This window comes from Paenibacillus sp. FSL W8-1187, assembly GCF_037965485.1.
In the GTDB taxonomy this organism is placed as follows: domain Bacteria; phylum Bacillota; class Bacilli; order Paenibacillales; family Paenibacillaceae; genus Paenibacillus_O; species Paenibacillus_O pasadenensis.
This window is the reverse complement of the sequence record NZ_CP150181.1, coordinates 2,430,037-2,451,453: the sequence shown is the minus strand read 5'-3', so window position 1 is coordinate 2,451,453 and position 21,417 is coordinate 2,430,037. Positions and strand designations below refer to the sequence as shown.

24 protein-coding genes are annotated in these 21,417 nt (G+C 62.2%); 2 read left to right on the top strand and 22 right to left on the bottom strand.

The window, feature by feature from the left end; all coding sequences use genetic code 11:
- Position 1 precedes the first annotated feature (1 nt).
- Together NYE40_RS10465 and lpdA are read right to left on the bottom strand one after the other, a co-directional pair.
- A complete protein-coding gene (locus tag NYE40_RS10465; RefSeq protein WP_101809013.1) occupies positions 2–1,024 on the bottom strand; it encodes a thiamine pyrophosphate-dependent dehydrogenase E1 component subunit alpha in 1,023 nt (340 codons plus the stop codon).
- Positions 1,025–1,182: 158 nt separating this feature from the next.
- Positions 1,183–2,610 carry a dihydrolipoyl dehydrogenase gene (gene lpdA / locus NYE40_RS10460; RefSeq protein WP_101809012.1) on the bottom strand — a complete coding sequence of 476 codons (1,428 nt, stop codon included), beginning with the start codon at positions 2,608–2,610 and terminating at the stop codon, positions 1,183–1,185.
- Positions 2,611–2,829: 219 nt separating this feature from the next.
- Here lpdA and NYE40_RS10455 point away from each other — a divergent pair, with 219 nt between their 5' ends.
- Both NYE40_RS10455 and NYE40_RS10450 read left to right on the top strand, forming a co-directional pair.
- Positions 2,830–3,114, top strand: a complete 285-nt coding sequence (locus NYE40_RS10455) for a DUF2627 domain-containing protein (RefSeq protein WP_028599842.1) — start codon at positions 2,830–2,832, stop codon at positions 3,112–3,114.
- A gap of 81 nt (positions 3,115–3,195) precedes the next feature.
- A complete protein-coding gene (locus NYE40_RS10450) occupies positions 3,196–3,498 on the top strand; it encodes a hypothetical protein (RefSeq protein WP_084137433.1) in 303 nt (100 codons plus the stop codon).
- A 73-nt stretch (positions 3,499–3,571) separates the two neighbouring features.
- On the opposite strand, the gene spo0A is transcribed toward NYE40_RS10450, so the two are convergent.
- The 20 genes from spo0A to spoIIIAF form a co-directional block, all read right to left on the bottom strand.
- Positions 3,572–4,393 carry a sporulation transcription factor Spo0A gene (gene spo0A / locus NYE40_RS10445; protein WP_101809011.1) on the bottom strand — a complete coding sequence of 274 codons (822 nt, stop codon included), beginning with the start codon at positions 4,391–4,393 and terminating at the stop codon, positions 3,572–3,574.
- Between the two features lie 196 nt (positions 4,394–4,589).
- Complete coding sequence (gene spoIVB, locus NYE40_RS10440; protein ID WP_028599844.1) at positions 4,590–5,915, bottom strand: SpoIVB peptidase; 1,326 nt, start codon at positions 5,913–5,915, stop codon at positions 4,590–4,592.
- 116 nt (positions 5,916–6,031) lie between these two features.
- Complete coding sequence (gene recN, locus NYE40_RS10435) at positions 6,032–7,732, bottom strand: DNA repair protein RecN (RefSeq protein ID WP_028599845.1); 1,701 nt, start codon at positions 7,730–7,732, stop codon at positions 6,032–6,034.
- 33 nt (positions 7,733–7,765) lie between these two features.
- Positions 7,766–8,215, bottom strand: a complete 450-nt coding sequence (gene argR / locus NYE40_RS10430; protein WP_028599846.1) for a transcriptional regulator ArgR — start codon at positions 8,213–8,215, stop codon at positions 7,766–7,768.
- A gap of 3 nt (positions 8,216–8,218) precedes the next feature.
- Positions 8,219–8,686, bottom strand: a complete 468-nt coding sequence (locus tag NYE40_RS10425; RefSeq protein WP_028599847.1) for a hypothetical protein — start codon at positions 8,684–8,686, stop codon at positions 8,219–8,221.
- Between the two features lie 145 nt (positions 8,687–8,831).
- Positions 8,832–9,707: a TlyA family RNA methyltransferase gene (locus NYE40_RS10420; protein WP_052333434.1), complete on the bottom strand. Its 876-nt coding sequence runs from the start codon at positions 9,705–9,707 to the stop codon at positions 8,832–8,834.
- Positions 9,708–9,715: 8 nt separating this feature from the next.
- Positions 9,716–11,614: a 1-deoxy-D-xylulose-5-phosphate synthase gene (gene dxs / locus NYE40_RS10415; protein ID WP_028599849.1), complete on the bottom strand. Its 1,899-nt coding sequence runs from the start codon at positions 11,612–11,614 to the stop codon at positions 9,716–9,718.
- A gap of 107 nt (positions 11,615–11,721) precedes the next feature.
- Positions 11,722–12,633, bottom strand: a complete 912-nt coding sequence (locus NYE40_RS10410; protein ID WP_028599850.1) for a polyprenyl synthetase family protein — start codon at positions 12,631–12,633, stop codon at positions 11,722–11,724.
- Complete coding sequence (xseB, locus tag NYE40_RS10405) at positions 12,630–12,893, bottom strand: exodeoxyribonuclease VII small subunit (protein ID WP_028599851.1); 264 nt, start codon at positions 12,891–12,893, stop codon at positions 12,630–12,632. Before xseB ends, NYE40_RS10410 begins: the two co-directional genes overlap by 4 nt.
- Positions 12,890–14,248, bottom strand: coding sequence for an exodeoxyribonuclease VII large subunit (gene xseA / locus NYE40_RS10400; RefSeq protein WP_028599852.1), 1,359 nt, complete (start codon positions 14,246–14,248; stop codon positions 12,890–12,892). Before xseA ends, xseB begins: the two co-directional genes overlap by 4 nt.
- Before the next feature lie 3 nt (positions 14,249–14,251).
- Complete coding sequence (gene folD, locus NYE40_RS10395; RefSeq protein ID WP_028599853.1) at positions 14,252–15,106, bottom strand: bifunctional methylenetetrahydrofolate dehydrogenase/methenyltetrahydrofolate cyclohydrolase FolD; 855 nt, start codon at positions 15,104–15,106, stop codon at positions 14,252–14,254.
- A gap of 32 nt (positions 15,107–15,138) precedes the next feature.
- Positions 15,139–15,585 carry a transcription antitermination factor NusB gene (gene nusB, locus NYE40_RS10390; protein WP_028599854.1) on the bottom strand — a complete coding sequence of 149 codons (447 nt, stop codon included), beginning with the start codon at positions 15,583–15,585 and terminating at the stop codon, positions 15,139–15,141.
- Between the two features lie 115 nt (positions 15,586–15,700).
- On the bottom strand, positions 15,701–15,931 hold the full coding sequence (locus NYE40_RS10385) for a DUF2273 domain-containing protein (RefSeq protein WP_028599855.1): 231 nt from the start codon (positions 15,929–15,931) through the stop codon (positions 15,701–15,703).
- 13 nt (positions 15,932–15,944) lie between these two features.
- Complete coding sequence (amaP, locus tag NYE40_RS10380) at positions 15,945–16,505, bottom strand: alkaline shock response membrane anchor protein AmaP (RefSeq protein ID WP_028599856.1); 561 nt, start codon at positions 16,503–16,505, stop codon at positions 15,945–15,947.
- Between the two features lie 82 nt (positions 16,506–16,587).
- A complete protein-coding gene (locus tag NYE40_RS10375) occupies positions 16,588–16,995 on the bottom strand; it encodes an Asp23/Gls24 family envelope stress response protein (RefSeq protein WP_028599857.1) in 408 nt (135 codons plus the stop codon).
- 108 nt (positions 16,996–17,103) lie between these two features.
- The gene (gene accC, locus NYE40_RS10370; protein ID WP_028599858.1) at positions 17,104–18,480 is read right to left on the bottom strand and encodes an acetyl-CoA carboxylase biotin carboxylase subunit; all 1,377 of its coding nucleotides are present in this window, start codon (positions 18,478–18,480) and stop codon (positions 17,104–17,106) included.
- A gap of 29 nt (positions 18,481–18,509) precedes the next feature.
- Positions 18,510–18,998 carry an acetyl-CoA carboxylase biotin carboxyl carrier protein gene (gene accB / locus NYE40_RS10365; protein ID WP_028599859.1) on the bottom strand — a complete coding sequence of 163 codons (489 nt, stop codon included), beginning with the start codon at positions 18,996–18,998 and terminating at the stop codon, positions 18,510–18,512.
- Positions 18,999–19,242: 244 nt separating this feature from the next.
- On the bottom strand, positions 19,243–19,941 hold the full coding sequence (locus NYE40_RS10360; RefSeq protein WP_101809010.1) for a SpoIIIAH-like family protein: 699 nt from the start codon (positions 19,939–19,941) through the stop codon (positions 19,243–19,245).
- Positions 19,942–20,008: 67 nt separating this feature from the next.
- Complete coding sequence (spoIIIAG, locus tag NYE40_RS10355) at positions 20,009–20,653, bottom strand: stage III sporulation protein AG (RefSeq protein WP_028599861.1); 645 nt, start codon at positions 20,651–20,653, stop codon at positions 20,009–20,011.
- A 16-nt stretch (positions 20,654–20,669) separates the two neighbouring features.
- A complete protein-coding gene (gene spoIIIAF, locus NYE40_RS10350) occupies positions 20,670–21,398 on the bottom strand; it encodes a stage III sporulation protein AF (protein ID WP_339279870.1) in 729 nt (242 codons plus the stop codon).
- Positions 21,399–21,417: the final 19 nt, after the last annotated feature.

The following is a 21,417-nucleotide window of genomic DNA, read 5'->3' as shown; positions in this document are numbered from 1 at the left end:
GTTAACGTCCTCCTTGCGGCGCATCGCCTTCATACACATGCCAGAGCGTGCTCTCCGGCGTCGGGAACGGAGCCTCGTCCGCGTAGCGCGTCGCCTCGTCCATTTCCTTGCGGATCGCCGCGGCGAGCTCGTCTTCCTGCTCCGCGCTCCAGATGCCGGCTTCCTCCAGGTAGCGCTTGAACGCCGCTACGCCGTCGCGGCCGCGATTTTCCTCGACCTCTTCCTTGGTCCGGTAGGCCAGGTCGTTGTCCGAGGTGGAATGCGGCGACAGCCGGTACATCATCGCTTCGATCAGCGTCGGTCCGCCGCCGGCAAGCGCCCGCTCGCGGGCTTCCTTGACCGCGGCGTATATGGCCAGCGCGTCGTTGCCGTCTACGCGCAGCCCCTCGAAGCCGTAGCCTAGAGCGCGATCCGCGACACGGCCGCCGAGCTGCTTGTGCACCGGCACGGAGATCGCATACTGGTTGTTCTCGCACATGAGGATGACCGGCAGCTTGTGGACGCCCGCGAAGTTGCAGCCTTCATGAAAATCGCCCTGATTGCTCGAGCCCTCGCCGAACGTCACGAAGCTGACCAGCTTCTGCCCCTTCATCTTGGCGGCGAGCGCGATGCCGACCGCATGCGGCACCTGTGTCGTCACGGGAGACGAGCCCGTAACGATGCGCAGCTTCTTGTGGCCGAAATGGCCCGGCATCTGCCGGCCGCCGCTCGTCGGATCCTCCGCCTTGGCGAACACCGAGAGCATCAGCTCGCGCAGCGTCATGCCCACCGACAGCACGAAGCCGTAGTCGCGATAGTACGGGAGGAAATAGTCCTCGTCCCGATCGAGCGCCCACGCGGCCGCGACCTGAGCCGCCTCCTGTCCGATGCCGGAGACGTGGAAGTTGATCTTGCCGGCGCGCTGCAGCAGCAGCACCCGCTCGTCGAACATCCTCGCGCTCCTCATCATCTTGTACATTCCGACGGCTTCCTCGTCGGACAAGCCCAGCTCGCGATGGCGGGAATCCACCTGTTGTCGGCTCATGGAGGAACCTCCTTCATCTCCAGTTTTGATACCTGGTACTAATACTTGATAGCAGTATTATAACGCTCAAGAAGGAAAAAGGGAACCTTTGCCGTCCTCCGGCCGATTCCCTTCGCCTTCGCAGCGGGATGACCGGCCGCTTCGCCGGTCGTCCCTTCTTAGAAGCTCAGCGATTTGCCGAGCGTCGCCAGCATCGCATCGCCGAGCCCCTCCGACAAGCTTGGATGCGGATGGAAGCTCGCTCCGACCTCCCATGGAGCCGCATCGAGGAACTGCGCCAGCGAAGCCTCGGCGATCAGCTCCGTCACATGAGCGCCGACCATATGCACGCCGAGCAGATCCTGCGTGCCGCGGTCGGCGATCACCTTGACGAAGCCGTCCGGATCGCCTTGCACGATCGCCTTGGCGATCGCCGCGAACGGAATCCTGGCCGTGATCGGATCATGGCCCGCGGCGCGCGCCTGCTCCTCCGTATAGCCGACGCTGGCCGTCTCCGGGCGGCTGTAGACGCAGCGCGGAATGCGATGCGGCGCCGCCGGATGCGGAGCGAGTCCGAGCAGATGCTCGACGGCGGCGATGCCTTCATGAGCGGCGGCATGAGCCAGCTGCACCCCGCCGGTGACATCGCCGATCGCATAGATATGCGGCTCAGCGGTCTGCAGCGTCGGCTTCACCTTGATCCAGCCGTCCTGCACGGCGATGTCGGTATTTTCCAGGCCGATGCCCTCTACGTTGGCCTGGCGTCCGATCGAGACGAGAAGCCTCTGCGCCTGCAGCCGCTCCTCCGTCTCTCCCTTGCGGACAGCCACGCTCACTCCGTCGCCGTCCTTGCGCAACGATTCCGGCAGCAGCGCGGCGCCGGTCAGAATACGCACGCCGCGTGCCGCCAGCGCTTTGGAGACGGCCGCGGATACGTCCGAATCCTCTCCCGGCAGCACGCGCGATGCGGCTTCCACGAGCGTCACGCTTACGCCGAAGTCGCTCAGCATCGACGCCCATTCGATGCCGATGACGCCGCCTCCGGCGATCAGCATCGAAGAAGGCAGCGTCTCCATGCGCAAGGCGTCATCGCTCGTCAGCACCTGCTCGCCATCCGCTTCCAATCCCGGCAGCAGCCGCGGCCGGGAGCCGGTCGCGACGATCAGATGACGGGAGACGACGGACTCCATCTCGCCGTCCTCCAGCTCCACGGCCAGCGAGCCGCTTTTTGGCGAGAAGATCGACGGTCCGATGATCCGTCCCCGGCCTCGGATGATTTCGATCCCATGCTTTTTCATGAGCTGTTGCAGCCCTCGATGCAGCTGATCGACCGTTTTTTCCTTGCGCTCTTGCACGCCGGCGAAGTCAAGCTTCACCGCTTCCCGGTCCACTTTGATTCCATATGTATCTGCATGGAGCAAGGTAGCATAGACCTCCGCGCTGCGCAGCAGCGCCTTGCTCGGTATGCATCCTTGATGCAGGCAAGTGCCGCCCAGCTTGGCTTGCTCCACAATCGCGACTTTTTTTCCCTCTTGCGCGGCTCGGATAGCGGCTGTGTAGCCTCCGGGCCCGCCGCCGAGCACGGCGACGTCCACTTGAATTGGCATGCGATCGATCCCTTCCGTTGCATGCGGAACGCTTCCGCATTCGTCATGTCGAGGTGAAGGGGGACATTCCCTTCTCCTCCGAGAACCTATTCTACTCCTTTTCGCCGGAGAAGAACACCGCATGGACAAGCCGGCATTTGTTGAAGTATGATGAAATAAGGCTGTTCCTGCACTTGGCCTCATTTTTCCGCAATCAGGTCGGTTGAAGGAGAGAACGACATGAAAGCAGTCATTTCCAGGTTTGTCGCCATTCTCATTCTGGTCATTCCCGGCATCGTCGCCTGTTTTGGCTTTCTCCAGATGAAAACGGCTACGTTCGACTATTTTGCCGCGTTCGGCAACGACGCCGTCATACCGAAATTCAGCTGGCTGACGTTCATTGTCGGCTTCATTCTGTTCGCGGTCGGCATCGGCTTCATCGGCGGCTGGATTTTCTTCCGCGACCGCAAGCACAATTACGTCGCTCCCCGCTTCAAGAAGAAGCGCCCGAGACCCAACGTTTAGCCCGCCATGGCATTGGCACAAGCAATCTTTCCTTCGGACTCGTACAATGTAGCATCTCACGAAGGAAAGGAGCTTTTCCCAATGTCCTGCCGTCATTCTCATTGCTCTCCCGAAACGGTCGTCGATCCCGTTCAAACCGTATACCGCGATGTGTATCATCCTCAACAAGTCACGGTGGTCCACCCGATCGAGATCGTCACGCGGCATCACTGCGTTCCGGTCCGCTGCGACGTGTACAAATATATTTGTCGCGACGAAAACGTAGGCGGAGTCGAGTCGGTATCTGAAGAAGGGCATAATCACGAAGGTTATGACCGTTCTACGATTTCCCGCAAGAAATCGGCCAAGAAATCCGTCAAATCCCGCGCCCGCTCCCGCAAGTAGCCTGATAAAGAAGACCGTTGCGGCCATCGGCCCAACGGTCTTTTTTTTATTCCCCTCGCCGCGGCATCCCCGCTCAGCTCACCTTATGCTCGATGCGCAGCTTGTCGGCGACCATCGCGATGAATTCCGAGTTGGTCGGCTTGGATTTGCTGATGTTGATCGTATAGCCGAACAGATGGCTGATCGAGTCGATGTTGCCGCGCGTCCAGGCGACCTCGATCGCGTGGCGGATCGCGCGTTCGACGCGCGATGGCGTCGTTTTGAACTTTTCGGCGATTGCCGGATAAAGCGTTTTGGTGATGGCGCCAAGAATTTCGATGTTGTTGTACACCATCGTAATTGCTTCGCGCAAATACTGGTAGCCTTTGATATGGGCGGGAACGCCGATTTCATGAATGATGCTCGTAATGTTCGCGTCAAGGTTTTTGCCTTTGGCGATCGGAACGACATTCGACTTGATCATCGACGAAGCGGAGGAGAAGGCGCCGGAGCTCGATGTCGCCACAACCGCCTGGTTGCCGACGAGCTGGCGGACGCGATTGGCCAGCATCTCCATGTCGAACGGCTTCAGGATATAGTACGAAGCGCCGAGCTGAACGGCTTTTTGCGTGATGTTCTCTTGACCGAAAGCGGTCAGCATGATGATTTTCGGCATCGGATTGAGCCCGCTTTCACGCAGCTTCTCCAGCACGCCCAGCCCATCGAGATGAGGCATGATGATGTCCAGTATAAGCACGTCGGGGATGCGGTCCGTTTCCTTCAGCAGACGCAGCACTTCTTCGCCGTTATAAGCGATGCCCGTTACTTCCATATCCTCCTGCTCCGTTATGTATTCGGACAGCAGGTTCGTAAATTCACGGTTATCATCGGCCAGCAGTACCTCAATCTTTGGCAAGGTTGGTCCTCCTTCATCACGTTGGGATGGTCTGTTTTTTGCTTGTACTATCGTTTCGACACCCCCAAGGGATTTCCTTCTGTCGAATATTATTTTTCTTTCTTTTTGATTCTCAATTCGGTATAATAATTATTTTACTCCATTTCCCGATCTTATCCGATAAAATTCGATAAAAACCAACAAAGATCTCAAGGCTTTAAGCAGCCTTGAGATCTTTGTTCGCCGTACGAAGAATAATGCCGGCATCATGCAGCATCCACTCGATGAAACAGCCATAACCGGATGAAGGATCGTTGACGAAAACATGCGTCACAGCTCCGATCAGCTTGCCATCCTGCAAAATCGGACTGCCCGACATGCCTTGCACGATGCCTCCGGTTTTCTCCAGAAGCTTCGGATCGGTCACTTTGATGACCATGCCTTTTGTCGCGGGCTGCTTCTGCTTGCTGACGTGGCTGATTTCGACGTTGAACCGTTCGACCTTTTGACCGTTCAGCACCGTGAGGATCTCGGCCGGCCCTTCATGGACTTCCTCCGAAAAAGCGACCGGCACCGCCTCGGCCTGATAGCCGTGACCGGGCTTCTGCTCCATTTTTCCAAAGATGCCGAACGGAGTATTCCGTTCGATATTGCCGAGCACATGGCTTTCGTTGACGAAGGTGGCTCGCTTTTCGCCAGGCTCGCCGTTTTGGCTTTTGTTGATCGACGTTACATTCGACTCCAGGATTTGCCCGTCGCCGACTTCGATCGCCGTGCCCGTATCCAGGTCGGTGATGACATGCCCGAGAGCTCCGTATACGCCTTGATCCGGCGCGTAGAACGTCAGTGTCCCTACGCCTGCGGCGGAATCGCGGATATACAATCCGATCCTCCACGCGCTGTCTTCCTTGTCATAGGAAGGCTTGAGCTTGACGTTCAAAAGCTTCCCGGAACGCTTTACCGTCAGCTTCAGGGGACGGTCGCGGGAGCCTGCAATCTCGGTGTAGCGAGCGATTTCCTTGACTTCCCGCACCTTGCGGCCGTCGATTTCGACGATCAGATCGCCGAGACGGAGGCCGGCTTGCTCGCCGGGCGAGACTTTGGCATCGCCTTTTTCTCCTACAAGATGATGGCCGACGACAAGAACGCCTGCAGACTTGACCTTGACTCCGATCGTTTGTCCGCCGGGGATGACTTTGAGATCAGGGACGACATCGACATGAACGGTCTTGAATGGAATCTTGCCGAACAGCTTCAAAGACAGGACGGCTTGCCCGGTTTGTCGCGGTTCAAGGGATATCGGCTTTTTTAGATCCAGCAACTGGCGATGCTCCGCTTTGCCGTTGACATGAAGGATGGAGGAATCCACCGTCATGTCCGCATGGACAGGCATATGATAGTCCAGCCGTTTCATTTGCCCGGAGAATAAACGCAGTTCATTCGGGAAGGAGGCATAATTTTGGAACGGACTGGAGATGCCGATCATGCAAACGAAGAATACGAGAACTAATCCGAACCACCGCTTGCGCTGGTTGGCGTTCATGATCTCACGCTCCCTGTAGTTCCATCGCTTGACGATTGGTCTCGCCATTTGCGTACCTATAAGGTACCCCCGCCCCCCCGATTTATGTCCATCAAAACCTTCCCTGAAAGCCTGACTCAGGCTCCTTTTTGGCGATCTGCCAGCACAAGCATTTCCTGTGCATGATGCCTCGTCTTGTCCGTCACTTCGACGCCGCCGAGCATCCGCGCCAGCTCCTCGATCCGCTCCCGGTCGGTGAGCTCCTTGACCGAGGTGGAGGTCCGGTCGTGGACGACATGCTTGCTGATCTCATAATGGTAATCGGCCATGCAGGCCACCTGCGGCAGATGCGTAATGGAGAATACCTGGCATTTGCCGGATAATTGCGACAACTTTTCCGCTATCGCTTGAGCGGCGCGTCCGCTGACGCCGGTATCGACCTCGTCGAAGATAAGCACGGGCACCTGATCGATCTCGGCGAAGATGCTCTTGAGCGCAAGCATGATGCGCGACATCTCGCCGCCGGAGGCGATCTTGCTGAGCGGCTTGAGCGGCTCGCCCGGGTTCGGAGCGAGCAGGAATCCGGCTTCGTCGATGCCATGCAGCGTCAGCTTGTAGGATTCCTCCGCAGGCTGGGCGTCCACATGGGCTCTGAACTGCGTACGTCCCATGCCGAGATCCTTGAGCTGGGACTCGACGGAGACGGACAGCAGCTCTCCGGCTTGCTTTCGTCTTGCCGACAGCCGCTCGGCCAGCTCTGCCGCTTCCGCATACGCTTCCTTCAGCGCGGCTTTGAGCTCGCGAATATGATCGTCGCGATTTTCGATCAGGCTCGCTTCATGCTTGATTTTTTTGTAATAGGCCATAATATCCGGCAAGGTGTCCCCATATTTGCGGCGAAGCCCTTTCAGCAGCGTGATCCGGTCCTCGATGCTGGCTAGACGCTCCGGATCGGATTGGATGCCTTCCTGATAGCCGCGGAGCTGATGGACCGCATCCTCCGCTTGGAAATACGCGCCCTTGATCTGCTCCACGAGCGGCTCAAGCAGCGTCGGCTGATAAGGGGCGATCTCCTCCAGCTTGGCGATGGCGGCAGCCATCGACTCCAGCGCCCCGCTGTCATGCAGCAGTCCGTAAGCGCCGGCCGCATGCGACATGATCTTGTCCGCATGCGCCAGCGTCTCCTTCTCTTGCTGGAGCTGCTCCCATTCGTCCTTGCGGAGCGCGGCCGAACGGATCTCCTCCAGCTGGAACTTGTACAGGTCGAGCATCTGCATATTTTGGCGGCTGCCCTCCATCAAGCTCTTCAACGAGGAGCGAAGCTCCCCGTACCGGAAGAACGCCGCTTGGTAAGCCCGCTTCAGCTCCGCCACCTGCTCCCCGGCGAACAGGTCTAGCCATTCCAGATGCTGCTCGGTCCGCAGTAGCGACTGATGCTCGTGCTGTCCATGGACGTTCACGAGGCATTCGCCGATTTCGCGCAGCATCGTCAGGTTGGCGATGGAGCCGTTGATCCGGCATGAGCTCTTGCCCTGAGCGGACAGCTCCCTCCGGACCGTCAGCAGATCCTCGGAGCTGCCTTTAAGCCCGAGCCGCTGCAGCACATGCCAGACCGGATGGGCGGATCCCAGCTCAAAGGAGGCCTCCATCTCCGCTTTGTCGCATCCGTAACGGACCATGTCGGACGATCCCCTCCCGCCGATGAGCAGGATGAGCGCATCGATCAGAATGGATTTTCCGGCGCCGGTCTCCCCAGTCAGCACATGGAAGCCGTCGTGGAAGCCGACGGTCACTTCTTCGATGACGGCAAGATTTCGAATGGACAGTTCGCGAAGCATAAAAACACTCCTTTGATCCGAATGGATATGAAATCAGTTCATCATGGCGAGCAGCTGCTCGACGATCTTGCTGCCGTGCTCCTTCTTGCGGCAAATCAGCAGCAAGGTGTCGTCCCCGCTGATCGTGCCCATGATCTCCGGCCATTCCATGCCGTCGACGAGCGAGGCGATCGCGTTGGCCGTGCCCGGCAGGCACTTCATGACGACGAGGTTTTCCGCCTGGTCGACATGCAGGAAGTTGTCGAGCATCGCGCGCTTGAGCTTGTTCACCGGGATGAAGCGCTGCTCCTGCGGCAAGGAATATTTGTAGCGGCCATCCTCGGACGGAATCTTGATCAGCTGCAGCTCCTTGATGTCGCGCGACACGGTCGCCTGGGTCACCTGCAGCCCGGCGGTGCGCAGAGCTTCCACAAGCTCGTCCTGCGTCTCGATGACATGCCGTCCGATGATCTCGCGGATCTTGACATGGCGTAGTCCTTTCATGCTTCAGGCCTCCTTCTTTTTCGGTACTTCGTTTACCTCGAATTTAACCGTCCTGATCCTATTCTCCTCGGTGTCGATCACCAGTATGCCCTCCAGCTCCGGAAGCAGGAGGTGGAAGACGAGGAGCCGGTCCCGCAAGCCGCTGCCTGTCCAGTCCAGCGGCTGACGCTCGCGCATGAGCTTGACGGCATACATGTCGCCGTCGCGGATCGCCACGTAATCCACATACAGGCGGCTCGCCAGCTCCTGCCCGTCCAGGTCGACGACGAGCGGAACGCGATGCTTGCCCGAGACGACCTCGTATCCGTGCGATTCGAGAAAAAGCACATGCGGGTCGTCCGGGGCCAATATCTCTCCGCGGCCGAGCACGAGCCGCTTCAGTCCCTTGGGCTCATGAAGCCAGTTGTAGAAGGCCCGGTAGGCCCAATACACGATCAACAGCGCCGAGATTACCATCACCAGCCGGTCCAAGCGATCCCTCCCGCTTCATGGTGAGGGTAACATTCGCTTTTCGACGGCGGATTTCCTTCCGGCGGAGCTGGAGAGAAGTCCGAACATTTGTTTGCTGAATTCAGAATAGCAGAACATGCGTTTGCTTGTAAAGAGGGGGACGGAATTATTTGCCGGAATGGAAATGAGCCGAAGCCTCGGTCACGATTCTCTCCAGCAGCTCTCCGTCCGGAACTGCCGCGCCGTCCTCGCGCACCCAATGCGCGAGGAACTCGATGTTGCCCTCGCCCCCGGTGATCGGCGAGAACGTGAGGCCATCAAGCTTGAATCCGGCCGCTGCGGCCTCGCCGCATACGGCCTGCAGCACCTCCAGATGGACGGCCGGATCGCGCACGATGCCGGCTTTTCCGACCTTTTCGCGCCCCGCCTCGAACTGCGGCTTGATGAGGCCGGCGACTTCGCCGCCTTGGGGCAGCAGCGGAGCGAGCGCCGGCAGGATCAGCTTGAGCGAGATGAAGCTGACGTCGATCGAGGCGCAGTCCGGCGCCGGGCCGGACAGATCCTCCGGACGGATGTACCGGAAATTCACCCGCTCCATCACCTTCACATGCGGATGCTGGCGCAGCGACCAGTCGAGCTGGTTGTAGCCGACGTCGATGGCGTACACATAAGCGGCTCCGTGCTGGAGGGCGCAGTCGGTGAAGCCTCCCGTCGAAGCCCCGATGTCGAGCATGACCCGTCCGTCCATCGCGATGCCGAACTCGCGGATCGCCTTCTCCAGCTTCAGCCCGCCTCGGCTGACGTACGGATGGAGGCTTCCCTTGACCTTGATCTCGGAGTCGCGCCTCACCTTCGTTCCGCTTTTGTCTACCGGCTCGTTGTCCACGAGCACGAGGCCGGCCATGAGCGCGGCCTTCGCCTTCTCGCGGCTGGGGTAATAGCCGAGCTCCACGAGCAATAGGTCGATTCGTTCTTTGGTCGTCACTTCCGGTTCGCTCCTTATAACCGTAGAATGGCCTGCAGCCGGATCGCCGCAGGCCATACAAGGGTTCATGAATGCTGGTTGGTGGCGCGCTTGCGCCTCGGCTGCACGGCCAGCACCTCGGCCGCCAGCCGCTGCGCGGTCAAGCCGCAGGCTTCGCGCTGCTCCTGGATGGAGGCATGCTCGACGAACTCGTCGGGAATGCCGATCAGGCTGACGCGGACCCCCGAGCGGCCCGTCAAGGCGAAATGCTCCTGGACGGCGCTTCCGAGCCCGCCCATGACCGCTCCTTCCTCCATGACGATGAGCGGCAAGCCTTCGTCGGCCAGCTCATCCAGCATCGCTCCGTCGAGCGGCTTGATGAAGCGGGCGTTGACGACACGCAGCGACAGTCCGTCGCGGCGAAGCAGCTCCGCCGCCTGCTCGGCGACCTCGACCATCGGGCCGACCGCCAGGACGGCCGCCGCGTCTCCCGGCCGGACGATTTCCCATGTCCCGATCGGGATCGGCGTCATCGCCGGATCGAGCTCGACGCCCCTGCCGCTGATGCGGGGATAGCGCACAGCGATCGGTCCGTCGTTGTAGTCGACGGCCGTCTGCATCATGTTGCGCAGCTCGTTCTCGTCCTTCGGCATCATCAGGACGATGTTCGGAATATGGCGCAGGTACGGAATGTCGAACACCCCGTGATGCGTCTCTCCGTCCGGTCCGACGAAGCCGGCCCGGTCGATGGCGAAGATGACGTTGGCGTTATGCCGGCAGATGTCGTGGACGACTTGGTCGTACGCCCGCTGCAGGAACGTCGAGTAGACGGCGTAGACCGGCTTCATGCCGTCCATCGCGAGCGCGGCGGACATCGTGGCGGCATGCTGCTCCGCGATGCCGACGTCGATCATGCGGCCGGGGAAGCGCGCGGCGAACTTCATCAGGCCGGAGCCGGCGGGCATCGCCGGCGTGACGGCGACGATGCGCTCGTCGCGCTCGGCCAGCTCGATCAGCGCGTCGCCGAAGACGTCCGTGTACATCGGCGGACCGACCGCCTTCAGCATCTGGCCCGATTCGATCTTGTATGGCGAGGCACCATGCCATTTGAACGAATCGGCCTCCGCCGGCTTGTAGCCTTTCCCCTTGACCGTGACGACATGCACGAGCACCGGCCCTTGCACGTTCGACGCCTGCTGCAGCGTCTCGAGCAGCCCTTCGAGGTCGTGTCCGTCGACCGGTCCGATGTAATGCAGGCCGAACTGCTCGAAAAGGATGCCGCTGACGAGCAGATACTTGAGGCTGTCCTTGAACCGCTCCGCCGTCTTGGCCAGCTTGCCCCCGATCGCCGGCACCTTCTGCAGCAGCGACTGAAGATCCTCCTTGGCCTTTTGGTAATGGCGGTCGGTGCGGATGCGGCCGAGATACTGATGCATCGCGCCGACGTTCGGCGCGATCGACATCTCGTTGTCGTTCAGGACGACGATCATGTCGCGCTTCTCGTGGCCGATATGGTTGAGCGCCTCCAGCGCCATGCCTCCGGTCAGGGCGCCGTCGCCGATGACCGCGACGACCTTGTTGGTCCCGCCTCTGAAGTCGCGCGCCATCGCCATGCCCATGGCGGCCGACAGCGACGTGCTGCTGTGGCCAGCCTCCCAGACGTCATGATCGCTTTCGCTCCGCTTGATGAAGCCGCATAGGCCGCCTTGCTGGCGCAGCGTATCGAAGCGGTCCTTGCGGCCGGTAAGGATCTTGTGCACGTAGGACTGGTGGCCGACGTCAAAGATGAATTTGTCCGTCGGGCTGTCGAACAGGAAGTGCAGCGCCAGCGTCAGCTCCACGACGCCGAGATTCGGCGCCAGATGTCCGCCCGTCACGGAGAGCTTTTGGACCAGGAACTCCCGGATCTCGCTTGCGAGCTGTTCCAGCTCCGGCACGGACAGGCCTTTCAGATCTTCGGGTCCGTTTAGTTTGTCGAGCAGCACGATAGGTTCCTCGCTTTCGTGAGCGGCGGGCGGATCGCCCGCCGTCCCGTCAATACACATTATTCACCATTATACCATACGAAGCGACATGAAACCTCATGCCCGCCTCAGCGGTCGCGATTCATCAGGTAGTCGGCCAGCTCCGCGAGGCGCTCCGGCTTGGGAAGCCTCGCCTCGAGCAGAGCCTGCTTCGCTTCGGCGGTGAACTGTCCGAGCAGCCTGCGGCTCTCGTCCATTCCGACGAGGTAAGGATACGTCACTTTCCCTGCGGCGGTGTCGCTGTTCGTCTTTTTGCCGAGCTTGCTCTCGTCGCCGATCAGGTCGAGGATGTCGTCCTGGATCTGGAACGCGAGGCCGAGCTTGCGGCCGAACTGCTCCAGCCGGGCCAGCTGCTCCGAGCTGGCTCCTCCGAGCCGAGCGCCGGCGGTGACGGAGAAGATGACCAGATCGCTCGTCTTGTGCTCATGGATATATTGGAGCTCGGGCAGCGTCGTCGCGCCTTGCTCGCCCTGCATGTCGGCCGCCTGGCCGCCGACCATGCCGGCCGGGCCGGACAGCCGCGACAGGTCCTCGACGATGTCGAGCACGACGGCCGTGTCCGCGCCGAAGCGGCGCGCCGAGGACGCCATGTGGAACGCATGCGTCAGCAGCCCGTCGCCGGCAAGGATCGCCATCGCTTCACCGAACACCTTATGGTTTGTCGGCTTGCCGCGGCGGTAATCGTCATTGTCCATCGCGGGCAGGTCGTCGTGGATGAGCGAGTACGTGTGGATCATCTCCACCGCGCAAGCGACGCGCAGCGCCGCCTCGCGATCCGCCTCCCCGCCTCGGGCCGCCTCGGCGGCGGCCAGCACGAGCACCGGACGGAGCCGCTTGCCTCCCGCCGACAAGGAGTAGTCCATCGACTCCCGCAGGCGCGGCGGCACGGCCCATGCTTCGGGCAGCGACCGCTTCAGCTCCGCCTCGATGAGGGCCGCATTCGTCGCCAAATAATCTGCCAGCATCGGCTGCGCGCTCATCGGGCTTCTCCCCGATCGTCCGGCAGCGCGTCGAAAGGCTCGGTCGCAAGGCCCGCGCCTCGTTCCAGCAGCGTCTCGATGCGGCGCTCGACCTGCTCCAGCTTGCCGCCGCACAGGCGGGAAAGCTCCATGCCCTCCTGGAACAGCTCGATCGCCGTCTCCAGCGGGACGTCCCCGCTCTCTAGACGACCGACGATGCCTTCCAGCTTTTCCATCGCCTGCTCGAAGCTCAGCGCCTGATCCTGCTTGCTATCGCTCATTCCTGCTCATCCTCCTTGATCGCCCACACATGGCATTCGGCACGTCCGTCCGGCAGCCGCACCTGGATCAGATCGCCTGGCTCCAGATCCTTTACGGAGCGGACCAGCTTATCGTTGCTATCTTCATATACGAGACTGTAGCCGCGCGCCATGACCTTGAGCGGACTGAGCGCGTCGAGCTGCCGCACCGAGGAGAGGATCCGCTGGCGAGCGTCCTTGACGGCGCCTCGCGCCGCTTTGGCGAGCCGCTCGTCCAGCTGCCTCAGGTCCCGCCCGGCAAAAGCGGCGCGGCTGGAAGGCGACTGGCTCTGCAACCTCCGCTCCAGCCGCTCCAGCCGCTGGCCCGAGCGCTCCGGCAGTCGCCGAGCCAGCTCCTCGAGCCGCTGCGTCAGCCGGTCCAGCCGCTGCGCCTGATCCAGCAGATAACGCCTCGGATGGACAAAATAAGGAGAGCGGCGCGCCCTCTGCAGCCGCTGCCTGCGGCTGTCCAGCGTCCGCTCCATCGCGGCATGCAGACGCTGCTCCAGCCGCCGGAGCGATTCGCCGATCTCCCCGATATGGGGAGCCGCGAGCTCGGCGGCGGCCGTCGGCGTCGCCGCCCTCCGGTCAGCCGCGAAGTCAGCGATCGTAAAATCGGTCTCGTGGCCGACAGCCGATATGACCGGAATCGCCGAAGCGGCGATCGCGCGCGCCACCGTCTCCTCGTTGAACGCCCACAGCTCCTCCAGCGAGCCGCCGCCGCGGCCGACGATGAGCACGTCCGCGCGGCCGTGCCGGTTCATCGCCTCGATGCCCTTGACGATCGACGGCGCGGCTCCGGCGCCTTGCACGACGGCGGGATAGACGAGGATCGCCGCGGCCGGATAGCGTCTCTGCAGCGTCGTGATGATGTCGCGCACCGCCGCTCCGGTCGGCGACGTGACGACGCCGACGACCGACGGATGACGGGGCAGCTCCCGCTTGCGCGACTCCGCGAACAGCCCTTCCTCCTCGAGCTTGGCCTTGAGCTGCTCGTAGGCGAGATACAGGCTGCCGAGTCCATCCGGCTGCATGGAGATGCAGTAGAACTGATAGTTTCCGTCCCGTTCGTAGACGGAGATGTTGCCGCGCGCGATGACCTTCGCGCCTTCGCGCGGACGGAACGGCAGCCGCTGGTTGTGGCTGGCGAACATGATGCATTTGAGGCGGCTGTCCTTGTCCTTGATCGTGAAGTACATATGGCCGCTGGAATGATGCGTGAAGTTCGAGATCTCGCCCCGGATCCAGACGTCCCCGAGCAGGCGGTCTCCCTCCAGCTTCATCTTGATGTATCGGGTCAGCTCCTTGACCGAATAGATCCTCGGCGTATCCGTCACGGGCTACACGCCCGCTTTCCGCTTCGCCGCCTTGAGCGTGTTCTGCATCAGCATCGCGATCGTCATCGGGCCGACGCCGCCCGGCACCGGCGTGATCGCGCCGGCGACGTCCAGGCAATCGTCGTAATCGACGTCGCCGGCGAGCTTGCCGGTCTCCAGCCGGTTGACGCCGACGTCGATGACGACCGCTCCCGGCTTGACATAGCGGCGGCCGATCGCTTTGGGCTTGCCGATGGCGACGACGAGGATGTCGGCCTGGGAAGCGATCGCCTCCATATTGTCGGTGCGGGAATGGCAGATGGTGACCGTCGCGTTCTCGCGCAGCAGCAGCATCGCGACCGGCTTGCCGACGATGTTGCTGCGGCCGATGACGACGGCATGCTTGCCGGCGGGATCGACGCCCGCGCGCCGGATCAGCTCGATGATGCCGGCAGGCGTGCAGGGCAGCAGGCTTTCGTCGCCGATGACGAGGTTGCCGGTGCTTTGCGGGCTGAAGCCGTCGACGTCCTTCTCGACGGCGATCGCGTCGATGACCGCCTTTTCATGGATATGCTTCGGCAGCGGCAGCTGCACGAGGATGCCGTGCACCGCTTCGTTCCGGTTCAGATCGGAGACGAGCGCCAGCAGCTGCTCCTCCGTCGTCTCCTCCGGCAGGCGGTGGACTTCGGAGTGGAAGCCCATCTCCTTGCATGTCTTCTCCTTGCTGCCGACGTAGACAGCCGATGCCGGGTCTCCGCCGACGAGCACGACCGCCAGGCCGGGCACGATGCCCCGCTCCTTCAGCCGCGCCGTCTCCAGACGGATCTCCTCCCGAATTTCCTGCGCGATGCGCTTGCCGTCGATCACCTTTGCGCTCATCCCGATCTCTCCCCTCGAATCTAGAGCTTGCGTCAGTTGGCCTTGAGCTTGTCCAGCTCGGCGATGAGGCGGCCGAGCACGCCGTTGACGAACTTGCCCGACTCGTCCGTGCCGAAGCGCTTGGACAGCTCGATCGCCTCGTTCACGACCGCCTTGGGCGGAACGTCGGTGCGGAACACGAGCTCGTAGCATGCCAGACGCAGCACCTGATGGTCCACCTTGGACAGGCGGTCCACCTGCCAGCCGGTCAAATACTGCTGCAGCATCTCGTCGATGGCCGATTTGCGCTCCAGCACGCCGTGCACGAGCTCCTTGGCGAACTCTCCCGTCTCGCCGGCATCCAGCTTCCCGGCTCCGGCCTCGTTCTCCTCCCGCGCCTCGGCGAGCAGCATCGCTACCGCCTCTTCCGCCGACACCTCGTTCATTTCCATTTGGTACAGGCTCTGTACCGCTATCTCACGCGCCAACCTTCGTTTCATAATGCCTCCTGAGCTTAGCTTGATTTAGTCGTAAAAAAAACCTATGATCTCCTCCCTGCTCCGAACAGCCGCGCGAGTCGCGCGGCAGGTCCGAAGTACGGAGGAGACCACAGAATCAGCGATACCGCCCGAAGCGTTGCTCGACCCAAGCGGCGATCCGCCGCCACGGGACGAGCGGCTCGCCGCCGGTATCCTTGCGCTGGCCAGCCGCATAGCCGACCCATAAGATCAGGCCGACGAAGAGCATGTCCCAAAAACCGGATACGAGGAAAACGATCGCCAGAAAAAGCGCCGCGCCGACGCCGACGATCCTGCCGCCGTATCCGTCCCACCAATCTCTCCACATCGCTGCAGGCCTCCTATTCTACGCGGCTCTTGAAGGACGGGGAAGAAATGACGTTGGCGACGAACACCGACACGGCCGCGACGGGAATGCCCGTAATCTCTTCCACGTGGTCCTTGACCGCCCGCTGGATCTCCTCCGTCAGCTGGGGAATCGACGTCTCGCCGTCCACGACCGCGCGTACGGCGATATCAAGTCCCGCCTCGGCGGTAGTGATGCGGGTCTTCAGATCCTTGACGCCGCGCTGGCGGCCGGCCGCCTTCAGCACGAGGCTCTCGACCGTATCCATCGAGATGCGGATATCGCCGAAATCGTTGCGCTGGTCGATCGAGGACGACGCGGCGCCCTTGACCCGGACGGCGACGTAGAACATCCGCAGGCTGAGCAGCAGCAGCAGGACGGCGCCGATCAGCATGGCCAGATGGACCGCGCTGCCGGAGTCGTACCATTCGGCTAAGAACGCGCTTGCATCCTCCCGGTGAATGCCGCCGGCGCTGGCGATGATGACGATGATGGCGATGATGCCGGCCGCAAGGCTGTACAAAAACAAGAGCAATCTGTCCACGATTCGGCTCAAGACGAGTTGACCTCCCATAAAGCGGAATAAACCCCCTTGCGCCGAGCGGCAGCCCAATCACAAGGGGGTGATGGTGTTTGGCTTATTTGACTCGGAGCGCCGCGTCTTCCTCTTCGATGCGCTCGCCGGCCTTGAAGTAGACGTCATGGATATGTACGTTCACTTCGACGACGATCAGCCCGGTCATCATCTCGATCGATTTCTTGACGTTGCGCTGGATTTCGGATGCGATCTCCGGAATCGGGTTGCCGTATTCGACGATGATGGACACGTCGACGGCCGCCTCGCGATGGCCGACCTCGACCTTCACGCCTTTGGAAAGGTTCTTGCGGCCGAGCAGCTCGGCGATGCCGCCGGCCAGCCCTCCGCTCATTCCGGCTACGCCGCCGACCTCGATCGTCGCCAGTCCCGCGATGACCTCGATGACTTCCGGCGCGATCTGGATCGTGCCGATATCCGTCTTTTCGTAGTCTGCTGCCATGATGCTCATCCTTAGGCGCACCTCCGTGTTGAGTAGGTGTCCCCCGATGCACGCCGGGGGCTCATCCGATTTCATATTCCTATACTATAACATTGGGCGAGTTTTATGACAAACGGATCAGCCCGACACGGATTCGTCGCCGTAAGGCTTGTTCACATCATGCTCCTCGAGGAACTTGATGTCGAAGCGGCCGCCCAGGAAAATCGGATGCTCCAGCAGCTTGAGATGGAACGGAATCGTCGTCTTGATGCCCTCGATCGCGAACTCGGACAAAGCGCGCTTCATGCGGTTCACCGCTTCGGCGCGGGTCGGAGCCCATACGATCAGCTTGGCGATCATCGAGTCATAGTGAGGCGAGATCGTATAGCCCGGATAAGCCGAGCTGTCGACGCGGACGCCGATGCCGCCAGGCGGCAGGTAGAAGCCGATCTTGCCGGGCGACGGCATGAAGTTGCGCTCGGAGTCCTCGGCATTGATGCGGCATTCGATCGACACGCCGTCGATCTGCAGCTCCTCCTGGCGGAAGGACAGCGGATTGCCCTCGCAGACCGAGATCATTTCCTTGATGAGGTCGATGCCGGTAATCATCTCCGTCACCGGATGCTCGACCTGGATCCGGGTATTCATCTCCATGAAGTAGAACTGGCCGTCGGGACCGAGCAGGAATTCCAGCGTGCCGGCGCCGCAATACTCGACGGCCAGCGCGGCGCGAACCGCCGCCTCGCCCATCCGCTCGCGCAGCTCGGGGCTGAGCACCGGACAAGGCGCCTCCTCGACCAGCTTCTGGCGGCGGCGCTGCACGGAGCAGTCCCGCTCGAACAGATGCACGGCGTTGCCGTGGCGGTCGGCCATGATCTGGATCTCGACATGCTTCATGCCCGTCAAGTATTTCTCCAGATAGACGCCGGCGTTGCCGAACGCCTTTTGGGCTTCCTGCTGCGCCGTCGTGATCTGCTGCACGAGCGCCTCCTCGTTCTCGGCGATGCGGATGCCCTTGCCTCCGCCTCCGGCCGTCGCCTTGATGATGACCGGATAGCCGATGCCTCGCGCGATGCGCACCGCTTCGTCCAGATCCTCGATGATGCCGTCGGAGCCGGGAATGACCGGCACGCGCGCGTCCTTCATCGTCTGCTTGGCCATCGCCTTGTCGCCCATGCGGCTGATCGCCGACGGGGACGGTCCGATGAAGGTGATGTTGCAGGATTCGCAGATCTCCGCGAAGTCGGCGTTTTCGGCGAGGAAGCCGTAGCCCGGATGGATGGCGTCGCATTCGGTGAGCGTCGCCACGCTCATGATGTTCGTCAGGTTCAGGTAGCTGTCCTTGGACAGCGTCGGCCCGATGCAGTAGGCCTCGTCGGCGAGGCGCACATGCAGCGAGTCCCGGTCCGCCTCGGAATAGACGGCGACGGTCGAGATGCCGAGCTCGCGGCACGCCCGGATGATCCGCACGGCGATTTCGCCGCGGTTGGCGATCAGGATTTTTTGGAATTTCAACGCGCTTGTCTCCTCCTCACGCACCATGCTTATTCGGGACGAACCGTGAACAGCGGCTGGCCGTATTCCACCAGCTGGCCGTTCTGCACGAGCACTTCCACGATCTCGCCGCGGACTTCGGCCTCGAGCTCGTTCATCAGCTTCATCGCCTCGAGAATGCAGACGACGCTCTTCTCCGTCACCTTGCTGCCCGGCGAGACGTACGGAGGGCTGTCCGGCGTGGAGGCGGCATAAAACGTGCCGACCATCGGCGATACGATCTGGTGCAGGTTCTCCTTCGGCGCGGCCGAAGCCGCAGGAGCGGCGGAAGCCGGCGCAGCAGCCGCGACGGAAGCCGCAGGCTCGGCTGCCGGAGCCGTATATGTAGAGATCGCCGGCGCACCTTGCACGAAGACGGTTTCGGCCTTGCCCGGCTTGCGGATCGCAAGCTTCGTTCCTTCGTTCTCGATCTCGAACTCGTGCACGGAAGTCTGGTCGATCAGCTTGATCAGCTCTTTGATTTCATTAAGTTTGAACAATGCGATTCACTCCTTCGACGATTGCAGCTTGAAAGGCGTACTCACTCATGCCCAAGCGCGGCCATGGCCAGGGGCCTTGCAGCGCATCCGGGGCCATGACGTAGTGTATTATAGCACATGGCCCCTCCGAGGACGAGTCATTCTGCCAAACTCGGGAACGAACCTCCTCTTCGGGACGCCGCCCGGCCTGCGAGCAGCCGAAAAGGGGCTTTCCGGATCGCCCGGAAAGCCCCTCGTTTGCCGCCTACGGCAGGTACTGCACGAGCACGTCGCCCGCGTTCACGTCGAGCGCCGCGCTGACCGTAGAGATGATCGCGGCCGCCTGGCTGCGCTCCAGCTTCTGGCTTTGGACGACGACCTTGACCGCATCGCCGTTCTCGTCGATGACGACGTTCTTGAACTCCTTCTCCAGCTGGCCGCGCAGCTCCGTCAGCTTGCTCTGGCGCTCCTCGAAGCCCTCCAGCTCCGTGACGGCCTTGGCGGACGTCTCGCTGTCGCTCTTGACGTCGGAAATCTTCTGCATGATCTTGTCGTATTCCGCGTTGACCCGCTCCTGCGAGCGGAGGCCGAGTTCCGTGAACTGGCTGGAGGAGCCGCTCGACTCATACTGCTGCAGCACCGCCTGATCCTCCGGCGACAGCCCGCCGTCCGCAGCGGTCTCCTTGTCTGCGCCCGCCGCGTCCTTGCCTGGCTCTGCCGACTCCGCCGACTCCGCCGTCTCCGCCGCTTCCGCGGCCGCTTCAGCGTCCAGCGCGCCGTCGCCCGTCACCTGCTGCACTTCGATGCCGTCCGTCTGCGACACCTCGGCCGCTCCCGCCTGCGTCTGGGCCGTATCGGCCAAGCCTTTCGTACCCGCATCCTCCGTGAACAGATAATAAGCGGACAGCACGACCATCAGGCTAAGCATCGACACCAGCCAGATCGTTTGACGTTTGGAATTCATCGTTCATATCCCTCCTTGGATTGGTTTACCGCTTTTCCCGCTCGCTTGCGCTTGCCGCCGCCCCGCTTCAGCCCGTCTTGCGAGGCACGATCGAGATCGCCGAGAGCGGCACGTCCATGCCGCGCTCGACCGCCTCAGCGATGATCCTCCTGACGGTGGCGTTCTCCGCCCCGTTCGCGACGACCAGCACCCCCCGGACCTTCGGCTTGACGATCTTGGTAACGACCGGCTTCTGCTCGCCGGACACCTCGTACATGACGATCTTGCCGCTGCTCGTCATCTGCGTCACATGACGCTTTCCGCCTGACTTGTCGGTCTCGTCCGTCACCTGCTGCGACGTATTGTCGTCCTTGCCCCAGACGTTCTCCTCGGTGGAGTCGACCGTGACCAGCACGTCGACCTCGCCGACGCCGACGATCTTCTCCAAAATATCCTTGAGCCGCGCTTCCAGCGGCGCCTCGATGCCGCCGAAGTCCGTGCCCGGCGACTGCACGCGGCCGCCGAGCGCCGCCTGATCCTCCGCTGCCGGCGGCGGGGCCGCGTCGCCGCTCGGCAGCGTGCCGACATCCCGGAAGTTCAGGACGTTGCCGGCCAGAATGAGCAGCACGCCGATCCCCCCGAGCACGAGCAGCCAGCGCAGCGACTTGATGCGGCTCGGCCCTTCGGCTCCTCCGGCAGCCGCCTGCCGCAGCTTTTCCCACCAATTGGCCAAAAGGCCTCCCCTCCCTTCAGCTGCCGTCCGCCGGCTCCAGCTCTACGCTCACCTGCGCCGCTCCGATCGGCCAGGACCCGCTCACGATCTGGCGGATCCGGCTCGCCAGCCGCGCGTCCGCCTTTCTCGGCGAGGCCTCCCCCATGCCGGCCATCGCCTCACGCGCCTCCGGCTCCGACAAGCGCACCTCGACCGGCTCGACCGGCTTCACCGGCTCGATCGAAGCTTCTCCGGCGGAGGCATCGTCTGCCGCGGCCGCTTCTGCCGGCAGGACCTCGCCGCTCGGCGCAGCCGCCAGCAGCACGTTCACGCTGCGGATCTCCCCGCCGCCTTGCCCGTCCCAGGAGACTGCGGCCGCGACTTCCTTGACCGCCGCCCCCGTCTCCCGCTCGACCGCTTCCCGAATGCCCATCTCAAGCTGGGTCCGGGCCAAAGCGACCGCCTGCTCGCCGGAGCGGCCGGCTGCGATCTCGGCTTGCCGCAGAATCTCGTCCAGCGAAGGCATCTTCACCTGGGAGCGCTCCAGCTCGCGGTTCCATTCGCGGTAGCCGGTCTCGAGCCGGGTCTGGAAATCGCCCTGCACGAGGCGCAGCAGCGGCGTCAGGATGACGAGCAGCACAATCAGGCCGGTGACGAGCCGCGCATAGCGCTGCATCCGCTGGTTCGGCAGCAGCAGGTCGACGAGGGCAGCCAGCAGGACGACTGCGACGACGTCTTTCAGCCAGGAGCTCAGCCAGTCCAGCATGCCGCTCCTCCTCCTCTCC

Coding starts and splice junctions, on each gene's coding strand:
- recN (WP_028599845.1), bottom strand. CDS start 7,732: ATGCTTCGCGAACTGTCCATTCGAAATCTTGCCGTCATCGAAGAAGTG.
- xseB (WP_028599851.1), bottom strand. CDS start 12,893: ATGAGCGATAGCAAGCAGGATCAGGCGCTGAGCTTCGAGCAGGCGATG.
- NYE40_RS10410 (WP_028599850.1), bottom strand. CDS start 12,633: ATGAGCGCGCAGCCGATGCTGGCAGATTATTTGGCGACGAATGCGGCC.
- NYE40_RS10420 (WP_052333434.1), bottom strand. CDS start 9,707: ATGGCCTGCGGCGATCCGGCTGCAGGCCATTCTACGGTTATAAGGAGC.
- folD (WP_028599853.1), bottom strand. CDS start 15,106: ATGAGCGCAAAGGTGATCGACGGCAAGCGCATCGCGCAGGAAATTCGG.
- NYE40_RS10360 (WP_101809010.1), bottom strand. CDS start 19,941: ATGAATTCCAAACGTCAAACGATCTGGCTGGTGTCGATGCTTAGCCTG.
- NYE40_RS10375 (WP_028599857.1), bottom strand. CDS start 16,995: ATGAGCATCATGGCAGCAGACTACGAAAAGACGGATATCGGCACGATC.
- NYE40_RS10450 (WP_084137433.1), top strand. CDS start 3,196: ATGTCCTGCCGTCATTCTCATTGCTCTCCCGAAACGGTCGTCGATCCC.
- NYE40_RS10455 (WP_028599842.1), top strand. CDS start 2,830: ATGAAAGCAGTCATTTCCAGGTTTGTCGCCATTCTCATTCTGGTCATT.
- argR (WP_028599846.1), bottom strand. CDS start 8,215: ATGAAAGGACTACGCCATGTCAAGATCCGCGAGATCATCGGACGGCAT.
- NYE40_RS10465 (WP_101809013.1), bottom strand. CDS start 1,024: ATGAGCCGACAACAGGTGGATTCCCGCCATCGCGAGCTGGGCTTGTCC.
- lpdA (WP_101809012.1), bottom strand. CDS start 2,610: ATGCCAATTCAAGTGGACGTCGCCGTGCTCGGCGGCGGGCCCGGAGGC.
- spoIVB (WP_028599844.1), bottom strand. CDS start 5,915: ATGAACGCCAACCAGCGCAAGCGGTGGTTCGGATTAGTTCTCGTATTC.
- NYE40_RS10385 (WP_028599855.1), bottom strand. CDS start 15,931: ATGTGGAGAGATTGGTGGGACGGATACGGCGGCAGGATCGTCGGCGTC.
- spoIIIAF (WP_339279870.1), bottom strand. CDS start 21,398: ATGCTGGACTGGCTGAGCTCCTGGCTGAAAGACGTCGTCGCAGTCGTC.
- nusB (WP_028599854.1), bottom strand. CDS start 15,585: ATGAAACGAAGGTTGGCGCGTGAGATAGCGGTACAGAGCCTGTACCAA.